Consider the following 26,370-nt stretch of genomic DNA (forward strand, 5'->3'; position numbering starts at 1 on the left):
GCTGCCGTATGCTTTATCTTTTCGGGGCGCCGTGGGTAAACACTCGCGTACAACACATCCGGATACTTTCCGAATACCTAAAGGAGATTGCACCATGAGTCTACGTCTTGGCGACATTGCGCCGGATTTCGAGCAGGAGTCGAGTGTCGGTCGCATCAGGTTTCATGAATGGCTCGGTAATGGCTGGGGCGTGCTGTTCTCGCACCCGGCCGACTTCACGCCGGTGTGCACGACCGAACTTGGCCTGACCGCCAAGCTCGCGAGCGAGTTCGAAAAGCGCAATGTGAAGACGATTGCGTTGTCGGTCGACAGCGCCGAGTCGCACAAGGAGTGGATCAAGGACATCAACGAGACGCAGGCGGCCAGCGTCGGCTTCCCGATTCTCGCGGACGGCGATCGCAAGGTGTCCGAGCTGTACGACATGATTCACCCGAACGCGAACGAAACGCTCACGGTCCGTTCGCTCTTCGTGATCGATCCGAACAAGAAGGTGCGTCTCATCATCACGTACCCGGCGAGCACCGGGCGCAACTTCGACGAAGTGCTGCGCGTGATCGACTCGCTGCAACTGACGGACAGTCACTCGGTCGCGACGCCGGGCAACTGGAAGCAGGGCGATGACGTGGTGATCGTCCCGTCGCTGCAGGACGAGGACGTCATCAAGCAGAAATTCCCGAAGGGCTACAAGGCGCTGCGTCCGTATCTGCGCATGACGCCGCAGCCGAACAAGTAAGCGGAGCGCCACACGCGCTTCGCGGCGCCAGCTTCGCCGCGCCCCTGGCAACGAGGTCCGCGGCACCGCTCGCAGCCTGGCTTGCTATAAAGAAAAAGCCGGTTCGAACGAACCGGCTTCAGACTGCTGACCAACCCCACGTTTTTCGGAGCGTGGGGTTTTGTTTTTCAGAAAAACGCCTGAATACCCGTCTGCGCCCGGCCGAGAATCAGCGCGTGAACGTCGTGCGTGCCTTCATACGTGTTCACGACTTCGAGATTCACGAGATGGCGGGCGATGCCGAACTCGTCCGAGATACCGTTGCCGCCGAGCATGTCGCGCGCGAGGCGGGCGATGTCGAGCGCCTTGCCGCACGAATTGCGCTTCATGATCGAGGTGATTTCGACAGCCGCGGTGCCTTCGTCCTTCATGCGGCCGAGGCGCAGCACACCTTGCAGTCCGAGCGTGATTTCCGTCTGCATGTCGGCGAGCTTCTTCTGGATCAGCTGGTTCGCGGCGAGCGGCCGGCCGAACTGCTTGCGATCGAGCACGTACTGACGCGCGGTATGCCAGCACGCCTCGGCGGCGCCGAGCGCGCCCCACGCGATGCCGTAGCGCGCCGAATTCAGACAGGTGAACGGACCGCGCAGACCGCTCACGCCCGGCATGATGTTCTCTTGCGGCACGAACACTTCGTCGAGCACGATCTCGCCGGTGATCGACGAGCGCAGCCCCACCTTGCCGTGGATCGCCGGCGCCGACAGGCCCTTCCAGCCTTTCTCGAGGATGAAGCCGCGGATCGAGTCCTTGCCGTCTTCCTCGAGCTTCGCCCACACGACGAACACGTCGGCGATCGGCGAGTTCGTGATCCACATCTTCGAGCCCGACAGCGAATAGCCGCCGTCCACTTTCTTCGCGCGCGTGACCATGCTGCCCGGATCGGAGCCGTGGTTCGGCTCGGTCAGGCCGAAGCAGCCGATCCACTCGCCGCGGGCGAGCTTCGGCAGATATTTTTCCTTCTGCTCCGGCGAGCCGAATTCGTGGATCGGCACCATCACGAGCGACGATTGCACCGACATCATCGAGCGGTAGCCGGAATCGACGCGCTCCACTTCACGCGCGATCAGGCCATACGCGACATAGTTCAGGCCGGGGCCGCCGTATTGTTCGGGGATCGTCGGGCCGAGCAGGCCGAGTTCGCCCATTTCGCGAAAGATCTCGATGTCGGTCTTCTCGTGACGGAACGCTTCGAGCACGCGCGGCAGCAGCTTGTCTTGCGAGTAAGCCGCAGCGGCGTCGCGCACCATGCGTTCGTCTTCGGTGAGCTGCTGATCCAGCAGCAACGGGTCTTCCCAGTGAAACTGCGCGGCTACGGCCATGACGTATCTCCTGATTTTCCTGCTCGGTTCAAGCTTGACTAGAGTTCCGCTGTGAGGAACAATGTTTTGCAAACGACACCCGAGTGTATCACCCTATGACGCTACCTTCCACTTTCTCCGCTCCGCTCGACGAACGCAAATTCGTCGTGGCCCTTGCACGCGGTCTGGACCTGCTGCGCGCATTCAGACCGGGCGAAACGATGCTCGGCAACCGCGATTTCGTCGAGCGCACGGGTTTGCCGAAGGCGACCGTCAATCGCCTCGCTTATACGCTGACCGTGCTCGGCTATTTGCGGCTCGATGAAACGCACGGCAAATATGCGCTCGACGCCGGCGTGCTGTCACTCGGTTTTGCGCTGCTCTCGGGCACCGACACGCTCGAGCTTGCGCGCCCGCATCTGCGCTCGTTTGCGCGCGAGGTGGGCGCAGCGGTGTCGCTCGGTTGCCGCGATGGGCTCGACATGATTTATCTGGAGACGATCCGCAGCGAGACCGCGCTGACGCTCGGGCTCGCATCGGGCTCGAAGCTATCGATGCTGACAAGCTCGATGGGCCGCGCGTACCTGGCCGTGCAGCCGCTCGACGTGCGCACCGCGCTCATCGCCGAGTTGAAGAAGGCGGCGGGCAAGGCGGGGGCGGCGCTCGTCGCCGAGGCCGAAAAGGAAATCGCCGCGTTCGCGACCGAGCGCTGCTGCTATTCGTTTCGCTCGTGGCACGACGACGTCAACGCGGTCGCGGTGCCGTTTCGCGAACCGCGCGAAGGGGGCTGGCTCGTGCTCAGTTGCAGCGGGCCGGCGTCGTCGATGGGGGAAGAAGTGTTTCGCGAGAATGTCGCGCCGCGCTTGAAGGCGCTGGCACGGCGCCTGGGGGAGCCGGGTTGACGGTGCTCTTGAGCCCGCCAACACCTTCACGCCGCCCGGTCGTGATAATGCGCGGTGAACAGCGGCCCCTGCACGAAGCGCACGTCGTACTGCTGGAGCGCGAGGAACTGTGCGTCATCTATCACACGATTGAAAATCAGCGGCACGCGCAGCCGGTTTGCATAGCCGACTAGCGGTTTGACCGTCGCGTCGCGCAATGCGATCGCCGCATCCATCTTGATGAAGTCGAGCCGGGCTGTTTCGGACACCGACAGAATCTGCCCTGCGTTCGACAGATTGCCCGCGACCTTGAACCCGTAGTGCTGATAGCTGCGCGTCAGATAACCAAGAAAAGTCTTGTGCGCGACCGCCGCCGCCGGCAGCTCGATCACCACCCGCGCCGGGTTCAATCCGAACGACACCAGCACGCTCGAAAAATGCCGGCCGTGGTCGTATTTCACGCTCTTCAGCAGCCGCTCGTGCACGCGCAGAAACAGCAGCCCATGCCGCTGCGCGCCGAAGAAATTGATTGCGTGCAGCGCGCGTGACATGCGGTCGAGTGCGACCAGCCGCTGATCGTCGGCGATCCGGTCGAATGGATCGAACACGTCGAACGGCGGCGCGTCGAGCCGGTGTGTGACCGCCTGAAACCCGAGTTCGTCGCCGAAGCGGTCGACGCCTTCCGCGCCGCTCGAGAGCGACTGCGCGAGCGCATGCACGCTGATGTCGAAGATCGGTTCGTAGGCGCTCGCGAGTTCGATGCCGTCGAAGCGCGCGAGCGCGATGCCGCCGTGCGCGCCTTCTCCCATTACCAGATGCTCGCCGAGAAACGGGTGATGGGAGGCGCGAGCGATGAGATCGGGGATGGTCGGCGGAATCATGAAATCGGATCAGTGGCGGCGATGGACGCGCATCCGGCGCGTGGCACAACGCGACGCGATTGGCGCATGCCTTGATGGTAGCAGTCCGCGCCGCGCGCACATGAACAAAATGTTCATAACGTTATCGGCCGAACCCCAGTCCGGGTGGGCGGCGCGGAGTATGCGGGCCGATTTGGGAGCCGCGTTGAGAGTCGCTTTGGGAGCTGCGTTGGGAGTGGATTCGGGGCCGATTGAGGACGGATTTTCCCAACCTACCTCCAGGGTATACGTTAATTTCACTATTCGTAATTAGTTTTACTATACGTAAATTCCAGCGCGACAGCGATGATCGGGCGCGCTTGCGCAGAGTTGCCGCCACGCGTGCGGCAGCCAGTCCAGTCAGGGTGAAGGAGACGACCGAATGAGTGCCAAACCCGCCGCGGCTCACGCTGCTGCCAATGTCATCGAAGTCGAGCACGTGCTCGCCGAAACGCATCGCCCGGCTTTCCAGGCGATGCTGCTCGCGCTGTGCGGGCTGTGTCTCCTGATCGACGGTTTCGACGCCCAGGCGATGGGCTACGTCGCGCCGAGCGTGATCGCCGAATGGAACGTTGCGAAAACGTCGCTCGGTCCGGTGTTCAGCGCGAGCCTGTTCGGCATGCTGCTGGGCGCGCTCGGCCTCTCGGTGCTGGCCGACCGCATCGGCCGCCGGCCGGTGCTGATCGGCGCGACGTTCTTCTTCTCGTTGTCGATGCTCGCGACGCCCTTCGTCGCGACGATTCCCGCGCTGATCGCGCTGCGCTTCATCACCGGCCTCGGGCTCGGCTGCATCATGCCGAACGCCATGGCGCTGGTCGGCGAATTCTCGACCCCCGCGCATCGCGTCAAGCGCATGATGCTGGTGTCGTGCGGCTTCACGCTCGGCGCGGCGCTCGGCGGCTTCGTCAGCGCCGCGCTGATTCCGGCCTACGGCTGGCGCGCGGTATTCTGGGTGGGCGGCGCGGTGCCGCTGCTGCTCGCGTTCGCGATGTTGGCGATCCTGCCGGAGTCGCTGCAGTTTCTCGTGTTGAAGGGCCGCAGCGAGCGCGCGTTGAGCTGGCTCGCGAAGTTCAATCCGGCCCTGCCGATCGACGCGAACACCCGCGTCGTGGTGCGCGAGAAACGCAGCGACGGCGCGCCGGTCGCCGAGCTGTTCCGCGCGGGCCGCGGCCCGGTCACGGTCATTCTCTGGGCGATCAGCTTCATGAACCTGATCGTGCTGTACTTCCTGTCGAACTGGTTGCCGACCGTGATGCGCGATGCCGGCTATACGCCGGGCACGGCGGTGATCGTCGGCACGGTGCTGCAGACGGGCGGCGTGATCGGCACCGTGATGCTCGGCTGGTTCATCGAGCGCGCAGGCTTCGTGCGGGTGCTGTTCGCGTGCTTCGCGGCGGCCGCGTTCGCGGTCGGCACGATCGGCGTGGTTGCGCATGCGTTGCCGTGGCTGCTCGTCGTCGTGTTTGCGGGCGGCTTCTGCGTGGTCGGCGGACAGCCGGCGGTCAACGCGCTCGCCGGCCACTTCTATCCGACCGCGTTGCGCTCGACGGGCATCGGCTGGAGTCTCGGCATCGGCCGGATCGGCTCGGTGATCGGGCCGCTCGTCGGCGGTCAGCTGATCGCGCTGAACTGGTCGAATGCTTCGCTGTTCCATGCCGCGGCCGTGCCGGTGGTGTGCTCGGCGTTACTCGTGGTGGCGCTGGCGGGCGCGACGCGGCAACGCGGCCGCGCGGCCGAAGCGGAACCGGCCTGATTGCAAAGATCGTGTATCAAAAGAGAAACAGCAGAGAAAGAACAGAGAAACAGCAGAGAAACTCGCGGAGAACCTTGTATGGATACCTCAACACGCACGCCGGCCGCCGCGCGCTTGCGGCCTGAAATCGAGCCGGGCTATCAGTCCGGTTTCGCGAACGAGTTCGCGACCGAGGCTTTGCCGGGCGCGCTGCCGAGCGGCCGCAATTCACCGCAGCGCGCGGCTTATGGGCTCTACGCCGAGCAGATTTCGGGCACCGCGTTTACCGCGCCGCGCGGCCACAACCGCCGCTCGTGGCTGTACCGGATTCGCCCGGCGGCCGTGCACAAGCCGTTCACCGCGATGCCTTCGGCGCGGCTCGTCGCCAATTTCGCCGCGACTTCCGCCGACGTGCCGCCCACGCCGCCGAACCAGCTGCGCTGGGATCCGCTGCCGATGCCCACCGCGCCGACCGATTTCATCGACGGCTGGATCACGATGGCGGGCAACGGCGCGGCCGAAGCGATGAACGGCTGCGCGATCCATCTGTATGCGGCGAACCGCTCGATGCAGGACCGCTTCTTCTACAGCGCCGACGGCGAGCTGCTAATCGTGCCGCAGGAAGGGCGTCTGCATATCGCGACTGAAATGGGCCGCCTCGATATCGAGCCGTTCGAGATCGCGGTGATTCCGCGCGGCGTGCGTTTCGCGGTGAGCCTGCCGGACGGCAGCGCGCGCGGCTATATCTGCGAGAACTTCGGCGCGTTGCTGCGTTTGCCGGAGCTGGGCCCGATCGGCTCGAACGGTCTCGCCAATCCGCGCGACTTCCTCACGCCGCATGCCGCGTATGAAGACCGCGAGGGCGCGTTCGAACTCGTCGCGAAGATGAACGGCCACCTGTGGCGCGCGGACATCGGCCATTCGCCGCTCGACGTGGTCGCGTGGCACGGCAACTACGCGCCGTACAAATACGACCTGCGCCGCTTCAACACGATCGGCTCGATCAGCTACGACCACCCGGACCCGTCGATCTTTCTGGTGCTGCAATCGCAAAGCGATACGCCGGGCGTCGACACGATCGATTTCGTGATCTTCCCGCCGCGCTGGCTCGCCGCCGAAGATACGTTCCGCCCGCCGTGGTTCCATCGCAACGTCGCGAGCGAGTTCATGGGCCTCGTGCACGGCGTCTACGACGCGAAGGCCGAGGGCTTCATGCCGGGCGGCGCGAGTCTGCACAACTGCATGTCGGGTCACGGCCCGGACGCGGACACGTTCGAGAAAGCCTCGCATGCCGATACGTCGAAGCCGCACAAGGTCGGCGACACGATGGCCTTCATGTTCGAGACGCGTACGCTCATCAAGCCGACGCGTTTCGCGCTCGAAGCCGCGCAATTGCAGGCGCATTACTACGAGTGCTGGCAAGGTCTCAAGAAACACTTCAATCCGGAGCAACGATGAACGCGGTGAACGATCTTCAGGCGACGCTCGATCCGTCGCGCAAGAGCTGGGTCGAGTCGGCCAACGACCCGGCCAGCGACTTTCCGATCCAGAACCTGCCGTTCGGCATTTTCAGCGAGCGTCAGAACGACGCGCGCCGCGTGGGCGTCGCGATCGGCGACATGATCGTCGATCTCGCCGCGTTGCAGGCGGCGGGTCTCCTGAGCACGCCGGCGCAGGGCGTATTCGCGCGCGATGCGTTGAACGACTTCATCGCGCTCGGCCGCGATGCGTGGCGCAGCGTGCGCATCCAGTTGAGCCAGCTGCTCGCGCGCGACGCCGCGAAGCTGCGCGATGACGCCGCGTTGCGCGCGAAGACGCTCGTGCGCCAGGCTGACGCGCGCCTGCATCTGCCGGTGCAGATTCCGGGCTACACCGATTTCTATTCGTCGAAGGAGCACGCGACCAACGTTGGCTCGATGTTTCGCGATCCGAAGAATGCGCTGCTGCCGAACTGGTCGGAGATGCCGATCGGCTACAACGGGCGCGCGTCGTCGGTCGTCGTGAGCGGCACGCCGGTGCGGCGTCCGAACGGTCAGCTGAAGCTGCCGGATCAGGAGCGTCCGGTGTTCGGCGCGTGCCGCAAGCTCGATATCGAACTGGAGACGGGCTTCATCATCGGCGGCGGCAATGCGTTGGGCGAGCCGATTGCCTGTGGCGATGCCGAGGCGCACATCTTCGGCATGGTGCTGTTGAACGACTGGAGCGCGCGCGACATCCAGCAATGGGAATACGTGCCGCTCGGCCCCTTCAACGCGAAGACCTTCGCGACGACGATCTCGCCGTGGGTCGTCACGCTCGACGCGCTCGAACCGTTCCGCGTCGCGCAGCCGGTGCAGGAGCCGCAGCCGCTCGCGTATCTGCGGCATGACGGCGAGCATGCGTTCGACATTCACCTCGAAGTCACGTTGCGTGCGCAACACGCGCGCGAGGCGAGCACGATCACGCGCACCAACTTCAAACACATGTACTGGACGATGGCGCAGCAACTCGCGCATCACACGGTGTCGGGCTGCAACACGCGGGTCGGCGACCTGATGGGCTCGGGCACGATCAGCGGACCGACCGACGATTCGTACGGGAGCCTGCTCGAGTTGACGTGGAACGGCAAGAAGCCGCTGGCGTTGAAGGAGGGCGGTACACGCGCGTTTATCGAGGACGGCGATGAGTTGACGCTCGTCGGCTGGTGCCAGGGCGACGGGTATCGCGTGGGATTCGGCGCGTGTACGGGAGAGATTCTGCCGGCGCGAGGTTGAGCGCGAAGCTGAGCGTGAGGCGCGCACGCCTCGCCCCTCACCCCTCATCCCTTCAACAAGCCGAACACCGCGACCCCATTCGTCGTGCCGACATAGACCTTGCCGTTCGCGATCATCGGCGTGATGAATTTGTTGCCCGCGCCGAACTGATCGCGCGTGCCCATCTGGTTGCTGTTGTACAGCTCGGCGAGACTGATCGGGTCGAACGCATGCAGGGCCGCGACGCTGCCGTTTTCGGCGGCCCACACGATGCCGTTCGCGCTACCGTTCGCCGAGATGCTCGGTGTCGTGCCCGGATAGGCGAAGGTCATCGCGCTCTGCGCGGTTGGCGTGCTCGACAGCTTCGCGCTGGTCACGGTGAAGGCCTTCAGATGATCGCCGACCGAGCCGAAGTAGACGCGCCCGTTGAAATACGCGGGCATGCCGAACTCGCCGCCGATCAACTGCGCCGGGATCTCCTGATAGATGCTGTCGCCCGACGCGTTGAACTTGCCCATCGAGTCGCGGCTCAGCACGTAGATGATGTCGTCCTTGCCCGCGCCGAGCGCCAGATGCTGCACGGCGCCGTTCGCGTCGGTGAGATCCGGCAGCACGAGTGCGCCGCCGGAGCCGAGGTCGATGTCGCCGGCGGACTCCTGCACGGTATTCGACATCGCGAAGTAGTCCGCGACCGACAGTCCGCCCGCCGTGCCGAGCTTCAGGAACGCATTGCCGAAGTCGTTGCTGGCCGGAAAGCCGCTCGCGGTGAGCGTGGTGTCGAACGTGCCGTTGGCGTCGAGCAGATAGATCGACGAGCCGTCCGACGCCGGCCCCGCGCCGCTCATCCAGATCGCGCCGCCCAGGCCGTTCGGCGTGACGTTGAGCACGGTGGTCTGCTGCAACGTGTCGGCGCCGTAGCCCATGATCCAGCCTGTATAGCCGCCGTCGTCGCAGTGCGAGGTCCACGCCGTGTAGAGCACGTTGCCGAGCAGCAGCAGGCCCGCGCGCTCCGCATACAACGACGGCGTGAACGGCACGTTCCCATTCATACTGCTCGCGCCCGTGCCCGGGTAGGTGGCGGCGACTTCGGTGGGACCGTTCAGCAGCTCGGCACCAGTCGCGAGGTCGAGCGCGTGGATGCGCTGATGGTAGGCGCCGCTCGCGTCCTTCGTCATCGCGACGACGTAGATCGTGCCGTGCGTTCCGCGCGAACGGTCGATCACCGGTGTCGACGTGATGCCGATTTCCTGAGTGATCTGGCCGCAGCCGAGATCGTCGCTCGGTGTTTCGCCGCTGTTTAGCGTGCGGGCCTGCCACAGTGTCGCGCCGCTGTCGGCATCGAACGCGAAGACGCTGTCGTGTTCGGTCACGACGTAGAGCACGTTGCGCGTGCCGCCCGCGATCGGCAGCGAGCCGACGAAGAGCGGCTGCGCGTCGACCTTGCCGTCGACGCTAAAAAAGCCGACCTTGCCGAACGTCGACGCCGTCACGTTGGCGGGTGTCAGGGTGGTTTCGCTAAGGTTCTGGCCGGTGCGCGCGATGTCGTTGTGATAGGTGAGCACGGCTGCCATCGCGGTGCCGCCCGGCGAGGTGCCCGTGCCGCCGCCCCCACCGCCTCCGCCGCCGCAGTTCGCGGCTGCGATCGAGGCTATCGCGATTGCCGCGGCCAACAGGCAGACACGGCGCAACACGCGCGGAGATACCATGGCGGACTCCCCGTTGCTTGCGACGGCGCCATGAAATATGGACCGCCTGGCGAAATGCCGCACAACGTGGGTTGAAGATTAGCACCCTGCGTATGGATCGCAAGCGCCGGCAATTGGCGCTCCTTCATCAACTCGCCGCTTGCAGCACCATCCGCCGGCGCTCCCACCACGCCGCCACGAGAAACGCGAGCGCGGCGAAGAGCAGCACGCCAACCATCGCATCGTTGCCGACGCTCTTCATCAATGCGCCGGCCACGAGCGGACCGCCGAAGCTGGCTGCGCTCCACGACGCGCCGATCAGCGAACTCGCGGACACCAGCGCGACGCCGCGAAAACGCTCCCCGCACGCCACGAGCGAGAGCGTATAGATCGCACCCGCAGCCGCGCCGAGCACATAGAGCAGAGGCCAGCGCAGCCACGGCGAACTCATCGCCCATGGCAGCAACGGCAGCAGCGCCACGACCACGACCCCGCAGCCGATATGCACGCGCTCGCGCCCGAGCCGGTCCGCGAGCCAGCCGATCGGAAACTGCATCGTCGTGTCGCCGAGCAGCAGCGCCGAGGCGAACAGCACCGCCACCTCGCTCGTGATCCCATGCGACATCGCGAAGAGCGGCAGCAGCGACAGCGCGATCGTGTCGAAGAGCGCGAAAAAGCCGGTGCCGATCACGAGCGCGGGCATCCGCGGCAGCACGCGGCGCCAGCCGCCATGTTCCGCATGCTCTTCGCTCGACGCCAGCGGCGCGCTGCGGATCGTCGCGAGCAACGGCAGCGCAAGCAGAAAAATCGCGCCGCACAGCAGGAAGCGCACCTGCGGGAAGTCGGCGATCTGGCTCACCAGCACCGGCCCCGACATCTGGAACAGCGTGAAGTTGGTCGCGTAGATCGCGATCACGCGGCCGCGCGACGCGTCGTCGGCGAGCTGGTTGACCCACGCCTCGCTGATCGTGAAAAGCAGCATCAGCGCCGCGCCGCACAGCACGCGCAACAACGCCCATAGCCAAAGGTTCGTGGTGAGCTGCATCAGCGCGGTCGCGAACGCCACTGTCAGCACTGCGCCGACGATCACCTGGCGGCCGCCGAAACGCGCCGCGATCCAGCCGGTGAGCGGCACGATGGCGAGACCGCCGCCCGCCTGCGCGGCGGTCAGCAGGCCGACCACGTCGGTGCCGTAGCCCGCTTGCGTGAGCGCGAGGGCGGTGAGGGGCAGCGTCGCGCCGCTGCCGAGTCCGACTACGGCGACGCTCAGAATCAACGCGAGGAAATCGCGGGTGAAGATGACTTTCATCGGCGGGGATGCTACTACGGGCCTGCAGCGGGCGCGAGCCCCTGGCATGCGGCACGCGGCACGCGGCGACGGACACACGCACACGTGACCGGGCTGCCCGGCCCGCAATGCTATGCGATGCCCAATCAGCCCGCCACCGCCACGCGCTGCGCGCGCCGCTCGATCGACACCGACCACAGCGTGAGCAACAGCGCGCCGAGTGCGCTCACGACGCCGACCCACGGCAGCGTCGTGAGCGGTGCGCCCGCGCCGATCGCCATGCCGCCGAGCCACGCGCCGGTCGCGTTGCCGAGATTGAAGGCGCCCTGGTTCAGCGTCGAGGCGAGGTTGGGCGCGTGGCTCGCGCGATCGACGATCAGCATCTGCAGCGGCGGCACGATCGCGAACGCGAGCACGCCCCACACGAAAATCGTCAGCATCGCCGGAATGGGTGCGTGCATCGTCGCGGCGAATACGCTCAGGATCACGACGATCGCGAGCAGGAACGCGACCAGCGACGGCATCAGCCGCCAGTCCGCGAGCTTGCCGCCGAGCGTGCTGCCGACCGTCAGGCCGAGGCCGAACAGCAGCAGCACGAGCGTGACCGCGTGCGGCGTGAAGCCGGTCACGTCTTCGAGAATCGGCGTGATGTAGGTGAAGGTCGAAAAGAGACTCGCCGACGCCAGCACGCTGATGCCGAGCACCATCAGCACCTGCGGGTTCTTCAGCACGCTGAATTCGCGCACGAGGCTCGCCTTGTGCATCTCGATCTTCGCGGGCAGGCATACGGCGAGCGCAGCCGCCGCGATCACGCCGATGCCTGTGACCGCCCAGAACGTCGCGCGCCAGCCCACCGCCTGGCCGAGCGCGGTGCCGAGCGGCACACCGAGCACGTTGGCGAGCGTGAGACCGGTGAACATCAGTGCGATTGCCTGCGCGCGGCGGTTCGGCGCGACGAGGCCGGCCGCCACCACCGAGCCGATGCCGAAGAACGCGCCGTGGCAGAACGCGGTGACGATGCGCGCGGCCATCAGCACCGTGTAGTTCGGCGCGACCGCGCACAGCAGATTGCCGACGATGAACACGCCGATCAGGCTCATCAACGCCCTCTTGCGCGGCATGTTGGCGACCGCGATCGCGACGAGCGGCGCACCGATCGTCACGCCGAGCGCATACGCGGACACGAGCATGCCGGCCGCCGGAATCGACACGGACAGATCGCGCGCGACGTCGGGCAGCAGCCCCATGATGACGAACTCGGTGGTACCGATTCCAAACGCGGCAACGGCAAGGGCAAGCAGGGGCAAAGGCATGGTGACGAGGTGTGACGTGTGAAGCGGAGCGATGGACACGCGCCGCACGGCCGACGTTATCGGGGCGAGAGCGTCAGTGCCGAATCAGGGGAAAACAGTAGGGGATTCTACCTAAGTCAGAAAAGGCGTGCTGGCCGCCCGGAAGGCTGTTGTTTTTTGTGGAAAGCGGGCGGCGTGGCACTGTGGGCGGGCGCTAGAGCGCGGTTGTGGCGACTCTTTTGTCGTGATTCGACTCGATATGCACATAGTGATTGAAATGATGGGTGACTATCATCGTTATGTACCTTGAAGGTCGGTGCTTGCCTGCTGATCGGGGCGGCGTTGCAACATGCTTATGCAGCGTAAATAATCCGGCAGGCTGTCATGTTTCTTTCACATCCGGCTCGTAGCGTTAGCGCTCTATTTATGCGCTGGCGGTTTTCCGCCAGCTTGCCGAGCCTGCCTTTGTCCCTGCCTTTGCCGAATTCATCGCCGGCCGTCGTGCCCGGCTGTGCCGAGATGGTCTGGATCGTGCCGCTCACCGAGCATTCGTGGTACGACCATGTGCGGCTCAAGCGCGTGTTCGTCACCGATGGCACGCGCCACCAGGTCGTGCTGGTCGATTTGCGCAAGCTGCTCGCCTGCGCGGATCGCGACAACACCGACTACGTGCTCAAGCCGGTCGCCGAATGGCATGGGGGCAAGGTACGCGGCATTCGCGAGTTTCTCGATCCCGAGAGTGCCCGCATTCCGCAGATGCCGTACGTGACGATCTCGACGCGCCGCGCGCCGGGTGTGCTCGGCTGGCTCGGTCTCGAGCGCGAGGGCGTGGTGGCGTTTCGCAATGGCCAGCACCGCGCGCGCTATCTGGCCGAGGCGGGCGCGCGCTGGTGTCCGGTGGAAGTGCACGAGCGCGAGGCCACGTTGCTGCGCGAGCTATGCGGCGCCGCCGACGACGCCCGCACGGTGATTCGCGCGACCCAGCTGGGCGGCGACGGCAGCGTCTAGTTGGGCGGGGGCTGGATTGGCGGCGGGGCCTGGAATGTTCATCCGCACTGCAACCGCAATCCCTTAACCCTCGCCGCATCGCACCTACCCCGCCGCGTGCACGACATTGCGCGGCGTGCCCGCCTGCCACGCCGCGACGTTCGCGAGCGTGGTCTGCGCGATCTCGGTCATCGCCTCGCGCGTGAAGAACGCCTGGTGCGCGGTGACGATCACGTTCGGGAACATCAGCAGACGCGCGAGCACGTCGTCCTGCAGCGGCAGATTCGAATGATCCTCGAAGAAGATGCCGCCTTCTTCCTCGTACACGTCGAGCCCGAGATGGCCGAGCTGGCCGTCCTTCAACGCGCCGATCAGCGCGTTCGCCTCGACGAGGCCGCCGCGCCCGGTGTTGATGAGCATCGCGCCGCGCTTCATCTTCGCGAGCGCGGCGCCGTCGATCAGGTGATAGGTATCGGGCAGCAGCGGGCAATGCAGACTGACGATGTCCGATTCGGCGAGCAGCGTGTCGAGCGGCACGTAGCGCGCGCCGAGCGCGAGCAGGTCGTCGGCGGGCGTGCCGGGATCGTAGGCGAGCACCTGCATGCCGAAGCCCGCCATGATGCGTCCGAACACCCGGCCGATGATGCCCGTGCCGATCACGCCGACCGTCTTGCCGTACAGATCGAAGCCGAGCAGCCCGTGCAGCGAGAAGTCGCCTTCGCGGGTGCGCGCGACCGCGCGCGGCAGGCGGCGGTTCAGCGCGAGGATCAGGCCGACCGCATGCTCGGCGACCGCATACGGCGAGTAGGCTGGCACGCGCGCGACCAGCATGCCGAGCCGCTCGGCCGCCGCGAGGTCGACGTGATTGAAGCCCGCCGAGCGCAGCGCGATCATGCGTGTGCCGCCCGCGTGCAGCCGTTCGAGCGTGGCGGCGTCGACCTGGTCGTTGACGAACGGGCAGACCACTTCGTAGCCCTCGGCGAGGATTGCGGTTTCGCTGTCGAGGTGGGATTCCTGGAAATGCAGTTCATAGCCGTGCGCGGCATTGGCTTCGGCGAAGGTATCGCTGTCGTATTGGCGGCTGCTGAACAGGATCATGCGCATATCGGGCTCCGAAGAAGGCATGTTTTAGACATTTGTTTTGCGAAAACCGGCTTGCAGCAGCAAAAATAATATTGACAGGGTTGCGGAACTACCATATCTCTTAAGAAGCATTCCGAACAAAGCATGTTCAATCATGCTGCAAGAAATCGACCAACCACAGATTATCTTTTCACGATGTTAGGCGACTTCGCGAGGAAAGAGTGACTGTCGGGCTTTCGGAAAGTCATGCCGGTGCCGCGTCCGTGCGGTGCTTGCGCCGTACCTGGGCTGTCTTGCAGGTGCCAGCCGCGCATTCTCCTTCCATCATCACCTTTCCTGCTTTCCGCTTCCCGTTATCAGCCATGTAATGCGTCATGCATGAAGCGTCATGACGAAGCCATTGGATGTCAGGCAGTCTGATTCGGTTTTCGAGCGGTAGGCATTCCGCTTTCTGCTAATCAACCTGTTACTCGGCGAGCCAACATGATCGGTGAATTGCTGAAGTCGCAACCGGAAATAGCGCTTTTCGCGTGCCTTGCCATCGGCTATTTCATCGGTTCATTTCGCATCGGCCCGATTCAGCTAGGCGGCGTGTGCGGCACTTTGATCGTCGCGCTCGTGCTCGGCCAAAGCGGCGCGCGCATCGCACCCGACCTCAAGAACATCGCGTTCGCCCTGTTCATTTTCGCGCTCGGCTTTACCGGCGGCCCGCAGTTCTTCGCGAACATCGGTCGCGGCTGGCGCTATGGCGTGCTCTCGCTGATCGAGATCGTGTCGGTGCTCGCGCTCATCATGATCGCGGTGAGCGTGATGCGGCTCGATATCGGCACCGCGGCGGGCCTGCTCGCCGGAGCCGCGACCGAATCGGCGGTGATCGGCACCGCTTCCGAGGCGATCGCGCGGCTCGGTCTGAGCGACACGGAAACGCTGCGCCTGCAGGCCAACATCGTCACGGCCTACAGCGTGAGCTACCTGTTCGGCCTGGTCACGATTGTCCTGTTCACGAGCCAGTTCGCGCCGCTTCTGCTGCGCATCAATCTGCGCGACGAAGCGGAGCGCGTGTGGCGCAAGCTCGGCGGCGAGGGCGCGTTCAGCGAGGGGCAGCGCGCCGGCGCGCCGGCGCTCGTGGGCCGCGCGTTTCGCATCAGCGCGGGCGACGGCGTCACGGTGCGCGCACTCGAAGAGCAACACGGCTACAACCTGACCGTCGAGCGAATCGAGCGCGCGGGCGCGAATCTGCCCGTCGAGCCGACACTGCGGCTCGCGGCCGGCGACCTCGTGCTCGTGGCCGGGCGTCGCGCCGAGGTCGTTGAGGCGGCGGCCGGACTCGGCGAGGAAGTGGCCGGCGCGGATTTCGGCCAGGTCTTTGCGCAACGGCTCGACGTCGTGCTGACGCGGCCCGACGTGCATGGCATGACGGTCGCGCAGTTGCGCGCGCAGGCCAAGCCGGAAAACGCGCGCGGCGTCTATATCGCGGCGGTCACGCGGCTCGAATCGACGATCCCCGCGCTGCCCGGCACCGAGCTCAATCGCGGCGACGTGCTGACGCTCGTCGGTGCGAAAGCCGACGTCGAGCGCGGCGCGAAGCGTCTCGGCTACGTGCTGCCCGCGACGCAGAAAACCGACTTCGTCTATCTCGGGCTCGGCGTGCTGGTCGGCATGGCGATCGGGCGTCTCGGCGGCACGATCGGCGGCGTGACGCTCGCGCTCGGCACGGGCGGCGGCTGTCTGCTCTCGGGGCTGCTGTTCGGCTGGATCCGCTCGCGCCATCCGCTCGTCGGCTCGCTGCCGTCGGCGGCCGCGCAGATTCTCAAGGACTTCGGGCTCGCCACGTTCATCGCGGCGGTCGGTCTGTCGGCCGGGCCGGACGCGATCAAGCTGGTGCGCGAATACGGGCTCGCGCTGCCGCTCGCGGGCATTCTGATGGTGCTCGTGCCGGGTCTGCTGTCACTGTGGATCGGCCATGCGTTTCTCAAGCTCGAGGCGCCGATGCTGCTCGGCGCGATCGCGGGCCAGCAGTGCAGCACGCCGGCGATCAGCGCGCTCATCGGCGTGACCGGCAATTCGACGCCGGTGATCGGCTACACGATCACCTATGCGCTATCGAACATCCTGTTGCCCTTGATGGGGCCCGTGGTGGTGGGGCTCGCCGGCAAGCTCGGCTAGCGCGGGGCAGCCGCGCCACGAGCGTGTGCCGCACTCAGTACCCAGTATCGCCAACTGATTCGCCAACCTACAGCGAGGGCATGATGGACTGGCTACACAGCATCTTTCACAAATCACCCGAGATGGCGCTGTTCCTGTCGCTCGCCGTCGGCTATTTCATCGGGCAGATCAACTTCGGCAAGTTCCAGTTGGGCGGCGTGGGCGGGTCGCTGCTCGCGGCGGTCGTCATCAGCCAGGCGGGCGTGACGATCGACAACGGTGTGAAGTCGGTGATGTTCGCGGTGTTCATCTACGCGGTCGGCTACGACTCCGGTCCCGGCTTCTTCAACTCGCTGAACCGCAAGACGCTGCGCGAGATCGCGATGGCGGTGTTCCTCGCGGTCAGCGCGCTGATTACGGTCATCGTGTGCGCGAAGCTGTTCCATCTGAACAAGGGGCTCGCGGCCGGACTCGCGGGCGGCGCGCTCACGCAGTCGGCGATCATCGGCACCGCGGGCGATGCGATCGCGCGGCTCGGCCTGCCCGCCGATCAGGTCAAGTCGCTGCAGTCGGACGTCGCGATCGCCTACGCGGTGACCTACGTGTTCGGCTCGCTCGGCGCGATCATCGTGTGCGTGAACATCCTGCCGAAATTCATGGGCCAGGGCTTGCGCGAGGCGTCGATCGAAGCGGAGCGCGAACTGTCGGCGGGCACGCCGTCGCGTGGACCGGGGCAGGTGCTCGCGCTGCCCGAACTCGTCGGGCGCGCGTACAAGATCGATTACAGCGCGGGCAAAACGGTGCAGCAGGTCGAGTCGCTGCACGAGGACCTGCTGACGGTCGAGCGCATCAAGCGCGGCGGCCAGCAGATCGAGCCCGCGCCCGATCTCGTGCTGCAGCCCGACGACATCGTGCTGGTCGTGGGCCGCCGCGAAGCGGTGGTCGCGTTCGGCGCGAACGGCAACGAGGTCGGCGACGCCGAGGACATCGGCGTCGTCATGCAGACGCGCGATGGCGTGTTCACGCGCAAGGGCATGAACCACACGACGATCGCCGCCGCGCGTGAGGTGGTCGATCGCGACATGCGGCACGGCGTGTACATCCAGAGCGTGTCGCGCGCGGGGCAGCCGCTGCCGGTTCTGCCCGAAACCGAACTCCAGCACGGCGACGTCATCACGTTCTACGGCTCGCCGAAGGACACCAAACGCGCGGTCGACGCCGCCGGCTACGAGCTGCCGTACAGCAACAAGACCGACTTCATCTACATGGGCGTCGGCCTCGTGATTGGTCTTCTGATCGGCCTGATCGTCGTCAACGTGGGCGGCGTGCCGCTCACGCTCGGCTCGGGCGGCGGCTGTCTGCTCGCGGGTCTGCTGTTCGGCTGGATGCGCGGCAAGCATCCGATGTACGGCGTGATGCCGTCGGCCGCCTCGCAACTGCTGAAGGACTTCGGGCTCGCCGCGTTCGTCGCGGTGGTCGGGTTGAACTCGGGCCTGCAGGCGGTGGTGACGGTCAAGCAGAGCGGCATGACGATCTTCCTGCTCGGCGTGTTCGTGACGCTGTTCCCGTTGCTGCTGACGATGCTGTTCGGCCGCTACGTGCTGCGCTACAACAATGCGGCGATTCTGGCCGGCGCGCTGTCGGGCTCGCGCAGCGCGAACCCGGCGTTCGGCGGCGTGCTCGACAAGGCGGAAAGCGCGGTGCCCACCGTGCCGTTCGCGATCACGTATGCGATCGCGAACGTCGCGCTGACGTTGCTAGGCCCGCTCGTGGTCGGACTCGTGTAGCGCGCTCGCCGGATTTTTATCGGTCTCTCATCGATTCGTGCGCCGGCCGCAACCAGGCGAAACCGGGCGATCCGTCGCCACGCCGGCGTCTTTCACCTCTTCACTGGAGAACGCATCATGGCAAAAGAGAAGGGCGACAAGAAGCACCCGGGCGCGCAAGCGGGCCTCTCCGCGCTGAGCCCGTTCGAACTGAAGGACGAACTGATCAAGGCAGCGGGCGGCGGCGCGGTCGAGCGGCCCGCCAACGCCGCGATGCTCAACGCGGGCCGCGGCAATCCGAATTTTCTCGCGACGATCCCCCGCCACGGCTTCTGGCAACTCGGCCTCTTCGCGATGCGCGAGTCCGAGCGCTCGTTCGCCTACATGCCCGAGGGCGTCGGCGGCTTTCCGCGCCGCGACGGTCTCGAAGAGCGCTTCGACCTGTTCCTGCGCGAAAACAAAGGTGTGCCAGGCATCGACTTTCTGCGCGGCGCGGTGTCGTACGTGCGCGACCAGTTGGGGCTCTCTTCGGGCGACTTCCTCTATGAAATGTGCGAGGGCATTCTCGCCTCGAACTATCCGGTGCCGGACCGGATGCTCAAGCTCTCCGAGATCATCGTCGGTCAGTATCTGCGCCGCGAGATGATCGGCGCTCACCCGTTCGTCGGCGAATTCGACATCTTCGCGGTGGAAGGCGGCACCGCGGCGATGACGTATATCTTCAACACGATGCGCGAGAACCGGCTCATCAAGGCGGGCGATACGATTGCGCTCGGCATGCCGATCTTCACGCCGTACATCGAGATTCCGCGCCTGAACGACTATCAGCTCAATGTCGTCAATCTCGAAGCCGACGTCGAGAACGGCTGGCAGTATTCGAAGAAGGAACTGGACAAGCTGCGCGATCCGAAGGTGAAGGCGTTCTTCCTCGTGAATCCGAGCAATCCGCCTTCGGTGAAGATCAACGATGAGAGCCTCGAGTACATCGCGAAGATCGTCGAGGAGCGGCCCGATCTCATTCTGCTCACCGACGACGTGTACGGCACCTTCGCCGACGACTTCGTCTCGCTCTTCGCGCTCGCGCCGAAGAACACCATTCTTGTGTATTCGTACTCGAAGTATTTCGGCGCGACCGGCTGGCGTCTCGGCGCGATCGCGACGCATCGCGACAACGTGCTCGACAGACTGCTCGGCAAATTGCCGGCCGCCGTGAAGAAAGAGCTGCACCAGCGCTACGAGTCGATCACGACCGAGCCCGACAAGCTCAAGTTCATCGACCGGCTCGTCGCCGACAGCCGCACGGTCGCGCTCAATCACACGGCGGGGCTCTCGACGCCGCAGCAGGTGCAGATGGTGCTCTTCTCGCTGTTCTCGCTGATGGACACCCCCGACGCCTACAAGAACGCGTTGAAGCGCCTGATCCGCAAGCGCAAGCAGGCGCTCTACGAAGAGGTGGGCATCTCGTTCGAAGACGACGATCCGAACCAGGTCGACTACTACACGATTCTCGACATCGAGTTCCTCGGCGAAAGAGCGTACGGGCGCGAGTTCGTCGACTGGCTGCTGAAGAACACGGAGCCGTCCGAGCTGCTGTTCCGGCTCGCGCGCGAGGCGCGCGTGGTGTTGCTGCCGGGGCGCGGCTTCGGCACGCAGCATCCGTCGGGGCGTGTGTCGCTCGCCAACCTGAACGAGTCCGACTACCGCAAGATCGGCCGAGCGATGCGCAAGCTGATCGAGGAGTATGTCGAGCGCTTCAACGCGGCGACCGGCAAGAAGCTCGACAAGGGCAAGGTGAAGTGACGCGGTGACACGCGCCGGGGCATGACGCCCGGCGTATGTTGCGCAGCGTGCGGTACCCGGCGCAAAAAACTTGCGTAATCGCGCGGTTCGGTGAATGATCGGACGAACGGCCTCGCTGGCGTCATCGCCGCGAGGCCGTTCGTTCCCTTGCGCCTGAATACTCACGTACCGATCATGCCGACTTCCTCATCCTCTACCGTTGCTTCGTCCGTGCCCTGTCCGGTTGTCGAATCGCTCGACGCCATCCTTCCCGAAGAGCCGCTTCTGATGATGGGCGCCGGCCCCGTGCCGATTCCCGCCGCCGTCGCGAAGGCCAATGCGATCGTCATCAATCACCTCGGCGGCACGATGGCAAAGGTGGTGAGCCAGGTGAAGACGATGGCGCGCTACGTGTTCCAGACCCAATCGAAGTGGGTGCTCGGCGTCGCGGGACCGGGATCGGGCGCGATGGAAATGGCGATCTCCAATCTCGCGTGGGAAGGCACGCGCATGCTGTGCATCAGGAACGGCTTTTTCAGCGACCGCATGGGCGAAATGGGCCGGCGCGTCGGCGCGCGCGTGAGCATGCTCGAAGTCGCGGACCGCACGGTCGCGAGTCTCGACCAGGTGGCCGAGGCGATCCGCCGCGAGCGTCCCGAGGTCGTGACCGTCGTGCAGGGCGAGACCTCGAACACGGTGTGGAACCACCACCTCAAGGACATCGCGGCGCTCGCGAAGGAAGCGGGCGCGCTCGTGATCGTCGACGCGGTGTGCACCTTGAGCACGATGCCGCTCGAAATGGACACATGGGGCATCGACGCGGTAATTACCGGTGGGCAGAAGGGCTTGTCGTCGATTCCAGGCGTGTCGTTGATCGCGTTTTCCGAGGCAGCCTGGGCGCGCGTGAAAGGCCGCACGGCGCCGAATACGCACTGGTGCCTCGACGCGTCGCTCGCGGAGAACTTCTGGCACAACGCAGGCTATCACTACACGGCGCCGGTGTCGGGCGTGCTCGCGTTGCACGAGGCGCTGCGGCTCGTGTGCGCGGAGACTCTGGAAAAGCGCTTCGCGCGCCATCTGAAATGTTCGCTGGCTCTGCAGCAGGGCGTGACCGCGCTGGGCCTGCAACTGTATGCACCGCAGAGTTGCCGGCTCAATTCGGTGGTCGGCATCGAGGTGCCCGGCGGCCTGACTCCCGCGGATGTCTGCGCGCATATCTCACGGCAGCATCAGGTGGAAATCTCCGGTTCGTTCGGATTGCCTATTGTCCGGATCGGGCAGATGGGCGAGCAGTGCCGTGAACACAATCTTTTCCGCACCGTGCACGCGCTGGGCAGGACGATGGTGGATCTCGGCGTCAAGGTCGACCTGCCGGCCGGGGTCGCGGCGCTGGAGCGCGGTTTGTCGGAAGGAAGGTAGCGGCGGCGGGGCCGGACGAGATCCGGCTCGCGGCTCGTTCGTTCGGCGCACATGGATGCGCCACGTGCGGTGGGCTCATGAAGGGCGCGTCGAACCGAGCGAGTCATACACCTCGCGGATCCGGCGGTAGTGAACATCGGCGGAGAAAGACTGCTCGACTTTACGGCGCGCGGCGCGGCCCAGGTCATTGCGCTCGCGCTGTTCCCACAGTTTTCTCACGTAATGCCTGAGCGATGTCACGTCGCGCGGTTCGAACACATAGCCATCTTCACCGTGTTCGATGAGCTCAGGTATGCCGCCGATGTTCGATCCGATCACCGGCCGGGCGTACGAGAAACTCTCGAGGATCGAAATGGGGCAATTCTCGTAGGCTTCGGCAGGCAGAATGGCCGCCGCGCCGCCACCGACGAGCGAATACAGTTCGCTCCCGCTTTTGAAGCCGGTGAAACGGATGTTGTGACTGTTTGCCGCCAGCGTCTTCGCTTCGGGAAGATAGCTGCCTTCGCCTATGACGACCAGAGGAATGTCCGGCAATTGCTGGAATGCTTCGATCAGCGTGGCAATGCCTTTCGAGCGCTCGATTCTTCCGAAATAGACCATATAGCGGCCGGTTTCGGTCGACGGCGTGAATCGTTCGAGATGGACGAAATTCGGCACCACCGTAATCCTGTTCGCGTCGATTCCATTCGCCTGCATCTTCGCCGCGAAGAACCGGCTGACCGCGATGAAGCGATCGATCGAGTCCACGCCGCCGAGCCACCGGGAGACATAGGCTTCGGATGTCGAAATTGCGCTGCGCAAATAGGAACCGCGATTACACCGGTGCACCAGCGCATGCCAGTAGTCGCGCCCGTGGCAGTCCTCGCAGGGCTTGCCATCCCGGCTGCAGGTGTAGACCGGGCAAATGAGCTTGTAGTCATGCACCGTTTGCACAATGGGAATGCCGGCGTCTTTCAGTACGGGAAGAATGGAGCCGGTGAGCTTTCCGTAATAGATGTGCAGGTGCGCGACGTCGAACTTGCGGGCGGAAAGGAGCGACTGGAGATTGCGCTTCGCTGCCTGAGAATAGTGAAAACGGGCGACGTCCACGACGGACGGCGCTTCGAAATCCGCCGCGACCGGGAAAAATTTTGACCACTCGGACGGCAGATCCTTGTCGCTGCGGGCGCAGAACGGCACCACCGTGTGTCCTTGTTGCGCAAGCAGTTCACCGAGGGAAAGGAAGTAGCTGTCCGAGCCGCCCTTGATAAAAAAATTCTGTGAGACGTTCAGGATGTTCGAGGGTGTCGGCATGGTCAGGGCGATTTTTCGTGACGGGGAGGCGCACTTCGGTGGTGCGTCCTGTAAGCGGCTGCGAAACCGGGCTTTCCTGGTTGGCGTCGGCTTCCTGTTCCGTTACCGCGGGTTCGCAATGGTTCGCTAGTTGCGCAGATAGCTTTCCGAGCTTTCTATGTTTCGGGAGAACGCGCCAGCCAGAAAGTAGAAGAGAGACATCACGAGAAAGTTGTTCACGATGTTGTCCGAAAAGAAATAGATGAACAGGAAGATCGCCGGTATGGAGATGAACCTGATGCCCATTCTCTTCAGGATCAGGACGTTCATGGCGACGAAACAAGCCAGCATGCCCGGCCCGAGTTCGAAGAAGAACCGCATATAGTCGTTGTGCGGGAGCAGTTTGAGATCCGTCAAACGTAAACTGCTCGTCACGCCAAAGCCGAACAGCTGATGCGTGAGGGAGCCGTCGCCATAGAGGTTCAACAGATTGATCCAGTGCTTGAGGCGAAAGATCAGCGAAATGTCGCTGGTGCCGGCCGCATCATAGATGTCGCCATAGCTCATCGTGCCGAGCCCCCAGAGCCCCCCCGCCTGATCGAGCACGCGCAAGAGAGATGTGTAAGCGACGGTGGAGCGCGTCACGACATCGAGGTCGCTGCCAAATAGCATGACGAATGCCGTGGCGACTGAGCCCAGCACCAGAATCCGCAGAACATTGAAGCCGAGGTAGACCAGGTAGAGCGCGAACAGAATGGCGACCATCGCGCCCAGTGTCTTGAAGGCGACCGCGCAAGCCAGCAGGTAGAGCACGATGACCCAACGGCGTATGCCGATCAGCATCAAGGTCCACGAACTGACGACGGCAAACAGAACGGCGTTGTTGCGATTGGCGAAAAACGAGAGCGTGAGTTCGTCCATGGGATCGATGGGCGCACCGCCATACAGATCCCGTAACGAGAAAGCGACGGGCAGTGCAACGAACAGAAAGACCATCAGTTTGCCGGGTACTCGATCCAGAAAATCTTCCTCTGTCGTCGTGCCTGCCAGGAAGAACAGGAAGATCGAGAGTATTTTCAGGCTCTCGCCGACTTCTTCCTGTCCCGCGTTCAACACCAGGTTACCCAGCGCGAAGAACGCCGTGAATCCCAGCAAAATCCGGCAGGCGCGATCGAGTTGGTACGCTCTCCTGACCAGCAGCACACCGATGCACAGCACGAAGGCGAACGCGTAGCTGTCCGAGACGAGCTTGAGCGCGGGGTTGTTGCCCGACAGCGCCCATATCACGAGGATGACGACGTAGAAAAACTCCCAGCGCAGCAGCGACAGGTAGGAAAAACGCAAGGTGGAGTGGGGGACTCCCGTCGCTCTCAGATCCATTCGATGCTCCACGAAATCCTGTCTTGTGCTCAGGTGGACGAGCCGGTCAGTATGCGTCGCCCCGCGTTGCGGGAAAACGTGCGAAAGGCAGACCGCAGATAATCGATACGGCGATGACCGTGCAGATTGATCGCGCAAGCGGCGACTCGAAAGAACAATTGCGTGTAACCAAAAAGATCGGGGAGCCGTTCTAGACGCGGCCACAGGAAAGCCTTCAATCGCTCCGGATCGATCGCGGCTCCAGCTTCCGACCAGTTGAGCAGCGCGACGGCCAGGTGAGCGCGCCGCTGCGGCTCGCGCAAAGCGCGACCGATCTGGGCGTCATGAATGCGATAGCGTACGAGCGGCTGTGCGATGTTGCACAGCTTGCCGTGCCGCGCCAGCACCGACCACAAGTGGTAGTCTTCCGCGAACTCGTAGCGTGCGTCATAACGCAAATGGTGATCGCGTAGCGTGCGGGTGCGCAGCATGACGGCGGGGTGCCCGAAGCAGGTTCCAAATAGCAGCGCCGTTTTGCACATGAGATCGTTGCGGGGAAATCGCAACGATCCGGTGACCGCGCCGAACTTGAGCAAGTCACCGCCGCAGGCGACCACCGCGGGATCGCGCTTCAGGATCGCCAACTGCATCTCGAAGCGCCGCGGCAACGCGATGTCGTCCGCATCCATACGGGCGATGAATTCCGCCCCCGCCCGCTCGAGCCCGAAGTTCAATGCAGCGACGATGCCCCGATTCGGCATGTTGAAGAGCACGACGCGCGCATCGCGTTTGGCATAGGCCTCCACGATTGCGCGCGTGCCATCGGTCGAGCCGTCGTTGATGACGAGCAGTTCGAAGTCGGACATCGACTGAGCGAGAACCGAGTCAATGGCCTCTGCAATATGCGCCTCGCCGTTGAACACCGGCAGAATCACGGACACTTCCGGTTGCCTTCCCGATACCGGATGCTGGCCGCGTGCGAAGTCGAACGTCGCTTGAATCATCGAGTTCTCCTTATCGGCCCACGTCGCGCGACCATCCGCACCGGGCAGCCGCCGGCGCCGAGCCTCGCCGAATCCGCGGTCGACGTGGACTGTCATGGCAGGGGCGGCCTACCCGTCGGTGCGGCTGGTTTCGCGTCGAGCGGGATGGCCGGCGCCGCGGCAGGCGCGCGAGCGCCGCGCCACGTCTTTGCGGCGCGAATCAGACGTTTGACGTGAAACGCGAGTGCTCCAAGCGGGGTTGCCGCAATCTCGAAGCTCTCGTTCTGCGTGATGTTTTTGCGGCTCCAATAAGCTTTGAACCGTTCCGTACCGACGCCAAAATCAACGTCGAGCCCGAGGTCGAAGGCCCGTTTCATCGAGACCTCCCTGACGAGCAGGCCCGGCTCGAATTTCGCGTATCGTTTGTCGAAAGCGCCGATCAGGTCCGTCACGCAAGCCTTTCCCATCCCGACGATGCTGGAGGCAATCGGCACTGCGTCGAGCGTGATGATGAACAGGTGTGCTTTCGACTGCTCGTCGGTTGAATTCAGCAAGGCCATAAGATAGTTGTGGTACGCGGATCCAACGAGCCACGATGAAGCTTTTCCTCTGCTTGACGCCCACTCACGCTTGGACGCCAGTATCCACGCGACCCATCTGTCGAACGAGTCCGACTCTTCCGGCTCGAGTTTCCGGGCGACCAGTACCCCTTCCCGGGATAGCCGACGATGCCGCGCGCCAGGCCGTTTTTTCTCGAGCATCCCAAGGCTCGCGCAAAAGGTGTCCCAGTCTTCGAATCGCGGGAGGACCGCTTTCATCGAAACATCGCCCGACGTTGCCATGATGCGCGGATGCCGCGACGCGTGTTCATGCAACGGCGTGCCGACATCGACATAGGGCACCATGAAGATATCGGCGCCGCAGCGCTTGCTGGCCGTTTCCCAGGCGCTGGCAATCGCACGCGACATATGCGGACCTTGCGCGACCAGCATGCTGGT

Annotated in this window: 20 protein-coding genes; 10 read left to right on the forward strand and 10 right to left on the reverse strand. The window is 64.4% G+C overall.

Going from position 1 to position 26,370, the window contains the following annotated elements; all coding sequences use genetic code 11:
* Nucleotides 1-94: 94 nt before the first annotated feature.
* Nucleotides 95-733 (forward strand): peroxiredoxin, encoded by a 639-nt coding sequence (locus B9Z01_RS13880; RefSeq protein ID WP_085483891.1) that lies wholly within the window; start codon nt 95-97, stop codon nt 731-733.
* A 167-nt stretch (nt 734-900) separates the two neighbouring features.
* Here B9Z01_RS13880 and B9Z01_RS13885 read toward each other — a convergent pair whose 3' ends face one another.
* The gene (locus B9Z01_RS13885) at nt 901-2,091 is read right to left on the reverse strand and encodes an acyl-CoA dehydrogenase (RefSeq protein WP_085483893.1); all 1,191 of its coding nucleotides are present in this window, start codon (nt 2,089-2,091) and stop codon (nt 901-903) included.
* Between the two features lie 95 nt (nt 2,092-2,186).
* On the opposite strand from B9Z01_RS13885, the gene B9Z01_RS13890 reads away from it, so the two are divergent.
* The gene (locus tag B9Z01_RS13890) at nt 2,187-2,972 is read left to right on the forward strand and encodes an IclR family transcriptional regulator (RefSeq protein WP_085483895.1); all 786 of its coding nucleotides are present in this window, start codon (nt 2,187-2,189) and stop codon (nt 2,970-2,972) included.
* A gap of 26 nt (nt 2,973-2,998) precedes the next feature.
* Here the strand turns inward: B9Z01_RS13890 and B9Z01_RS13895 are convergent, their stop codons facing one another.
* Nucleotides 2,999-3,832 carry an EAL domain-containing protein gene (locus B9Z01_RS13895; RefSeq protein WP_085483897.1) on the reverse strand — a complete coding sequence of 278 codons (834 nt, stop codon included), beginning with the start codon at nt 3,830-3,832 and terminating at the stop codon, nt 2,999-3,001.
* 400 nt (nt 3,833-4,232) lie between these two features.
* On the opposite strand from B9Z01_RS13895, the gene B9Z01_RS13900 reads away from it, so the two are divergent.
* The 3 genes from B9Z01_RS13900 (at nt 4,233) to fahA (ending at nt 8,335) form a co-directional block, all read left to right on the forward strand.
* The gene (locus tag B9Z01_RS13900; protein WP_085483899.1) at nt 4,233-5,603 is read left to right on the forward strand and encodes an MFS transporter; all 1,371 of its coding nucleotides are present in this window, start codon (nt 4,233-4,235) and stop codon (nt 5,601-5,603) included.
* Nucleotides 5,604-5,681: 78 nt separating this feature from the next.
* Complete coding sequence (hmgA, locus tag B9Z01_RS13905; RefSeq protein WP_085483901.1) at nt 5,682-7,040, forward strand: homogentisate 1,2-dioxygenase; 1,359 nt, start codon at nt 5,682-5,684, stop codon at nt 7,038-7,040.
* Nucleotides 7,037-8,335 (forward strand): fumarylacetoacetase, encoded by a 1,299-nt coding sequence (gene fahA, locus B9Z01_RS13910; protein ID WP_085483903.1) that lies wholly within the window; start codon nt 7,037-7,039, stop codon nt 8,333-8,335. Before hmgA ends, fahA begins: the two co-directional genes overlap by 4 nt.
* Before the next feature lie 44 nt (nt 8,336-8,379).
* Here the strand turns inward: fahA and B9Z01_RS13915 are convergent, their stop codons facing one another.
* From B9Z01_RS13915 to B9Z01_RS13925, 3 genes are all read right to left on the reverse strand, one after another.
* Complete coding sequence (locus tag B9Z01_RS13915) at nt 8,380-10,020, reverse strand: outer membrane protein assembly factor BamB family protein (protein ID WP_085483905.1); 1,641 nt, start codon at nt 10,018-10,020, stop codon at nt 8,380-8,382.
* A 127-nt stretch (nt 10,021-10,147) separates the two neighbouring features.
* Nucleotides 10,148-11,308 (reverse strand): MFS transporter, encoded by a 1,161-nt coding sequence (locus tag B9Z01_RS13920; protein ID WP_085483907.1) that lies wholly within the window; start codon nt 11,306-11,308, stop codon nt 10,148-10,150.
* Between the two features lie 125 nt (nt 11,309-11,433).
* On the reverse strand, nt 11,434-12,600 hold the full coding sequence (locus tag B9Z01_RS13925) for an MFS transporter (RefSeq protein WP_085483909.1): 1,167 nt from the start codon (nt 12,598-12,600) through the stop codon (nt 11,434-11,436).
* A gap of 363 nt (nt 12,601-12,963) precedes the next feature.
* Between B9Z01_RS13925 and B9Z01_RS13930 the strand changes: the two genes are divergently transcribed.
* Complete coding sequence (locus B9Z01_RS13930; protein WP_085483911.1) at nt 12,964-13,587, forward strand: plasmid fertility inhibition factor family protein; 624 nt, start codon at nt 12,964-12,966, stop codon at nt 13,585-13,587.
* 84 nt (nt 13,588-13,671) lie between these two features.
* On the opposite strand, the gene B9Z01_RS13935 is transcribed toward B9Z01_RS13930, so the two are convergent.
* Entirely contained in the window at nt 13,672-14,670 is a 999-nt protein-coding gene (locus B9Z01_RS13935; protein WP_085483913.1) for a 2-hydroxyacid dehydrogenase, read from the reverse strand.
* Between the two features lie 462 nt (nt 14,671-15,132).
* Between B9Z01_RS13935 and aspT (B9Z01_RS13940) the strand changes: the two genes are divergently transcribed.
* The 4 genes from aspT (B9Z01_RS13940) (at nt 15,133) to B9Z01_RS13955 (ending at nt 21,758) form a co-directional block, all read left to right on the forward strand.
* Nucleotides 15,133-16,815 (forward strand): aspartate-alanine antiporter, encoded by a 1,683-nt coding sequence (gene aspT / locus B9Z01_RS13940; protein WP_085483915.1) that lies wholly within the window; start codon nt 15,133-15,135, stop codon nt 16,813-16,815.
* 83 nt (nt 16,816-16,898) lie between these two features.
* Nucleotides 16,899-18,581, forward strand: coding sequence for an aspartate-alanine antiporter (gene aspT, locus B9Z01_RS13945; RefSeq protein WP_085483917.1), 1,683 nt, complete (start codon nt 16,899-16,901; stop codon nt 18,579-18,581).
* A 117-nt stretch (nt 18,582-18,698) separates the two neighbouring features.
* Nucleotides 18,699-20,360: a bifunctional aspartate transaminase/aspartate 4-decarboxylase gene (locus B9Z01_RS13950; protein ID WP_085483919.1), complete on the forward strand. Its 1,662-nt coding sequence runs from the start codon at nt 18,699-18,701 to the stop codon at nt 20,358-20,360.
* A 174-nt stretch (nt 20,361-20,534) separates the two neighbouring features.
* Nucleotides 20,535-21,758 carry a pyridoxal-phosphate-dependent aminotransferase family protein gene (locus tag B9Z01_RS13955; protein WP_085484745.1) on the forward strand — a complete coding sequence of 408 codons (1,224 nt, stop codon included), beginning with the start codon at nt 20,535-20,537 and terminating at the stop codon, nt 21,756-21,758.
* Nucleotides 21,759-21,833: 75 nt separating this feature from the next.
* On the opposite strand, the gene B9Z01_RS13960 is transcribed toward B9Z01_RS13955, so the two are convergent.
* The 4 genes from B9Z01_RS13960 to B9Z01_RS13975 form a co-directional block, all read right to left on the reverse strand.
* Nucleotides 21,834-23,051, reverse strand: coding sequence for a glycosyltransferase family 4 protein (locus B9Z01_RS13960; RefSeq protein WP_085483921.1), 1,218 nt, complete (start codon nt 23,049-23,051; stop codon nt 21,834-21,836).
* 126 nt (nt 23,052-23,177) lie between these two features.
* On the reverse strand, nt 23,178-24,410 hold the full coding sequence (locus tag B9Z01_RS13965; RefSeq protein WP_143808938.1) for a hypothetical protein: 1,233 nt from the start codon (nt 24,408-24,410) through the stop codon (nt 23,178-23,180).
* 29 nt (nt 24,411-24,439) lie between these two features.
* Complete coding sequence (locus tag B9Z01_RS13970) at nt 24,440-25,324, reverse strand: glycosyltransferase family 2 protein (protein WP_167387479.1); 885 nt, start codon at nt 25,322-25,324, stop codon at nt 24,440-24,442.
* 161 nt (nt 25,325-25,485) lie between these two features.
* The gene (locus B9Z01_RS13975) at nt 25,486-26,364 is read right to left on the reverse strand and encodes a GNAT family N-acetyltransferase (RefSeq protein WP_167387480.1); all 879 of its coding nucleotides are present in this window, start codon (nt 26,362-26,364) and stop codon (nt 25,486-25,488) included.
* Nucleotides 26,365-26,370: the final 6 nt, after the last annotated feature.

This window comes from Paraburkholderia susongensis (assembly GCF_900177725.1).
GTDB classification, from domain to species: Bacteria; Pseudomonadota; Gammaproteobacteria; order Burkholderiales; family Burkholderiaceae; genus Paraburkholderia; species Paraburkholderia susongensis.

What these genes read in the sequence shown, in the direction of transcription:
- B9Z01_RS13880 (WP_085483891.1), top strand. Translation starts at nt 95, where the DNA reads ATGAGTCTACGTCTTGGCGACATTGCGCCGGATTTCGAGCAGGAGTCG.
- B9Z01_RS13885 (WP_085483893.1), bottom strand. Translation starts at nt 2,091, where the DNA reads ATGGCCGTAGCCGCGCAGTTTCACTGGGAAGACCCGTTGCTGCTGGAT.
- B9Z01_RS13890 (WP_085483895.1), top strand. Translation starts at nt 2,187, where the DNA reads ATGACGCTACCTTCCACTTTCTCCGCTCCGCTCGACGAACGCAAATTC.
- B9Z01_RS13895 (WP_085483897.1), bottom strand. Translation starts at nt 3,832, where the DNA reads ATGATTCCGCCGACCATCCCCGATCTCATCGCTCGCGCCTCCCATCAC.
- B9Z01_RS13900 (WP_085483899.1), top strand. Translation starts at nt 4,233, where the DNA reads ATGAGTGCCAAACCCGCCGCGGCTCACGCTGCTGCCAATGTCATCGAA.
- hmgA (WP_085483901.1), top strand. Translation starts at nt 5,682, where the DNA reads ATGGATACCTCAACACGCACGCCGGCCGCCGCGCGCTTGCGGCCTGAA.
- fahA (WP_085483903.1), top strand. Translation starts at nt 7,037, where the DNA reads ATGAACGCGGTGAACGATCTTCAGGCGACGCTCGATCCGTCGCGCAAG.
- B9Z01_RS13915 (WP_085483905.1), bottom strand. Translation starts at nt 10,020, where the DNA reads ATGGTATCTCCGCGCGTGTTGCGCCGTGTCTGCCTGTTGGCCGCGGCA.
- B9Z01_RS13920 (WP_085483907.1), bottom strand. Translation starts at nt 11,308, where the DNA reads ATGAAAGTCATCTTCACCCGCGATTTCCTCGCGTTGATTCTGAGCGTC.
- B9Z01_RS13925 (WP_085483909.1), bottom strand. Translation starts at nt 12,600, where the DNA reads ATGCCTTTGCCCCTGCTTGCCCTTGCCGTTGCCGCGTTTGGAATCGGT.
- B9Z01_RS13930 (WP_085483911.1), top strand. Translation starts at nt 12,964, where the DNA reads ATGTTTCTTTCACATCCGGCTCGTAGCGTTAGCGCTCTATTTATGCGC.
- B9Z01_RS13935 (WP_085483913.1), bottom strand. Translation starts at nt 14,670, where the DNA reads ATGCGCATGATCCTGTTCAGCAGCCGCCAATACGACAGCGATACCTTC.
- aspT (WP_085483915.1), top strand. Translation starts at nt 15,133, where the DNA reads ATGATCGGTGAATTGCTGAAGTCGCAACCGGAAATAGCGCTTTTCGCG.
- aspT (WP_085483917.1), top strand. Translation starts at nt 16,899, where the DNA reads ATGGACTGGCTACACAGCATCTTTCACAAATCACCCGAGATGGCGCTG.
- B9Z01_RS13950 (WP_085483919.1), top strand. Translation starts at nt 18,699, where the DNA reads ATGGCAAAAGAGAAGGGCGACAAGAAGCACCCGGGCGCGCAAGCGGGC.
- B9Z01_RS13955 (WP_085484745.1), top strand. Translation starts at nt 20,535, where the DNA reads ATGCCGACTTCCTCATCCTCTACCGTTGCTTCGTCCGTGCCCTGTCCG.
- B9Z01_RS13960 (WP_085483921.1), bottom strand. Translation starts at nt 23,051, where the DNA reads ATGCCGACACCCTCGAACATCCTGAACGTCTCACAGAATTTTTTTATC.
- B9Z01_RS13965 (WP_143808938.1), bottom strand. Translation starts at nt 24,410, where the DNA reads ATGGATCTGAGAGCGACGGGAGTCCCCCACTCCACCTTGCGTTTTTCC.
- B9Z01_RS13975 (WP_167387480.1), bottom strand. Translation starts at nt 26,364, where the DNA reads ATGCTGGTCGCGCAAGGTCCGCATATGTCGCGTGCGATTGCCAGCGCC.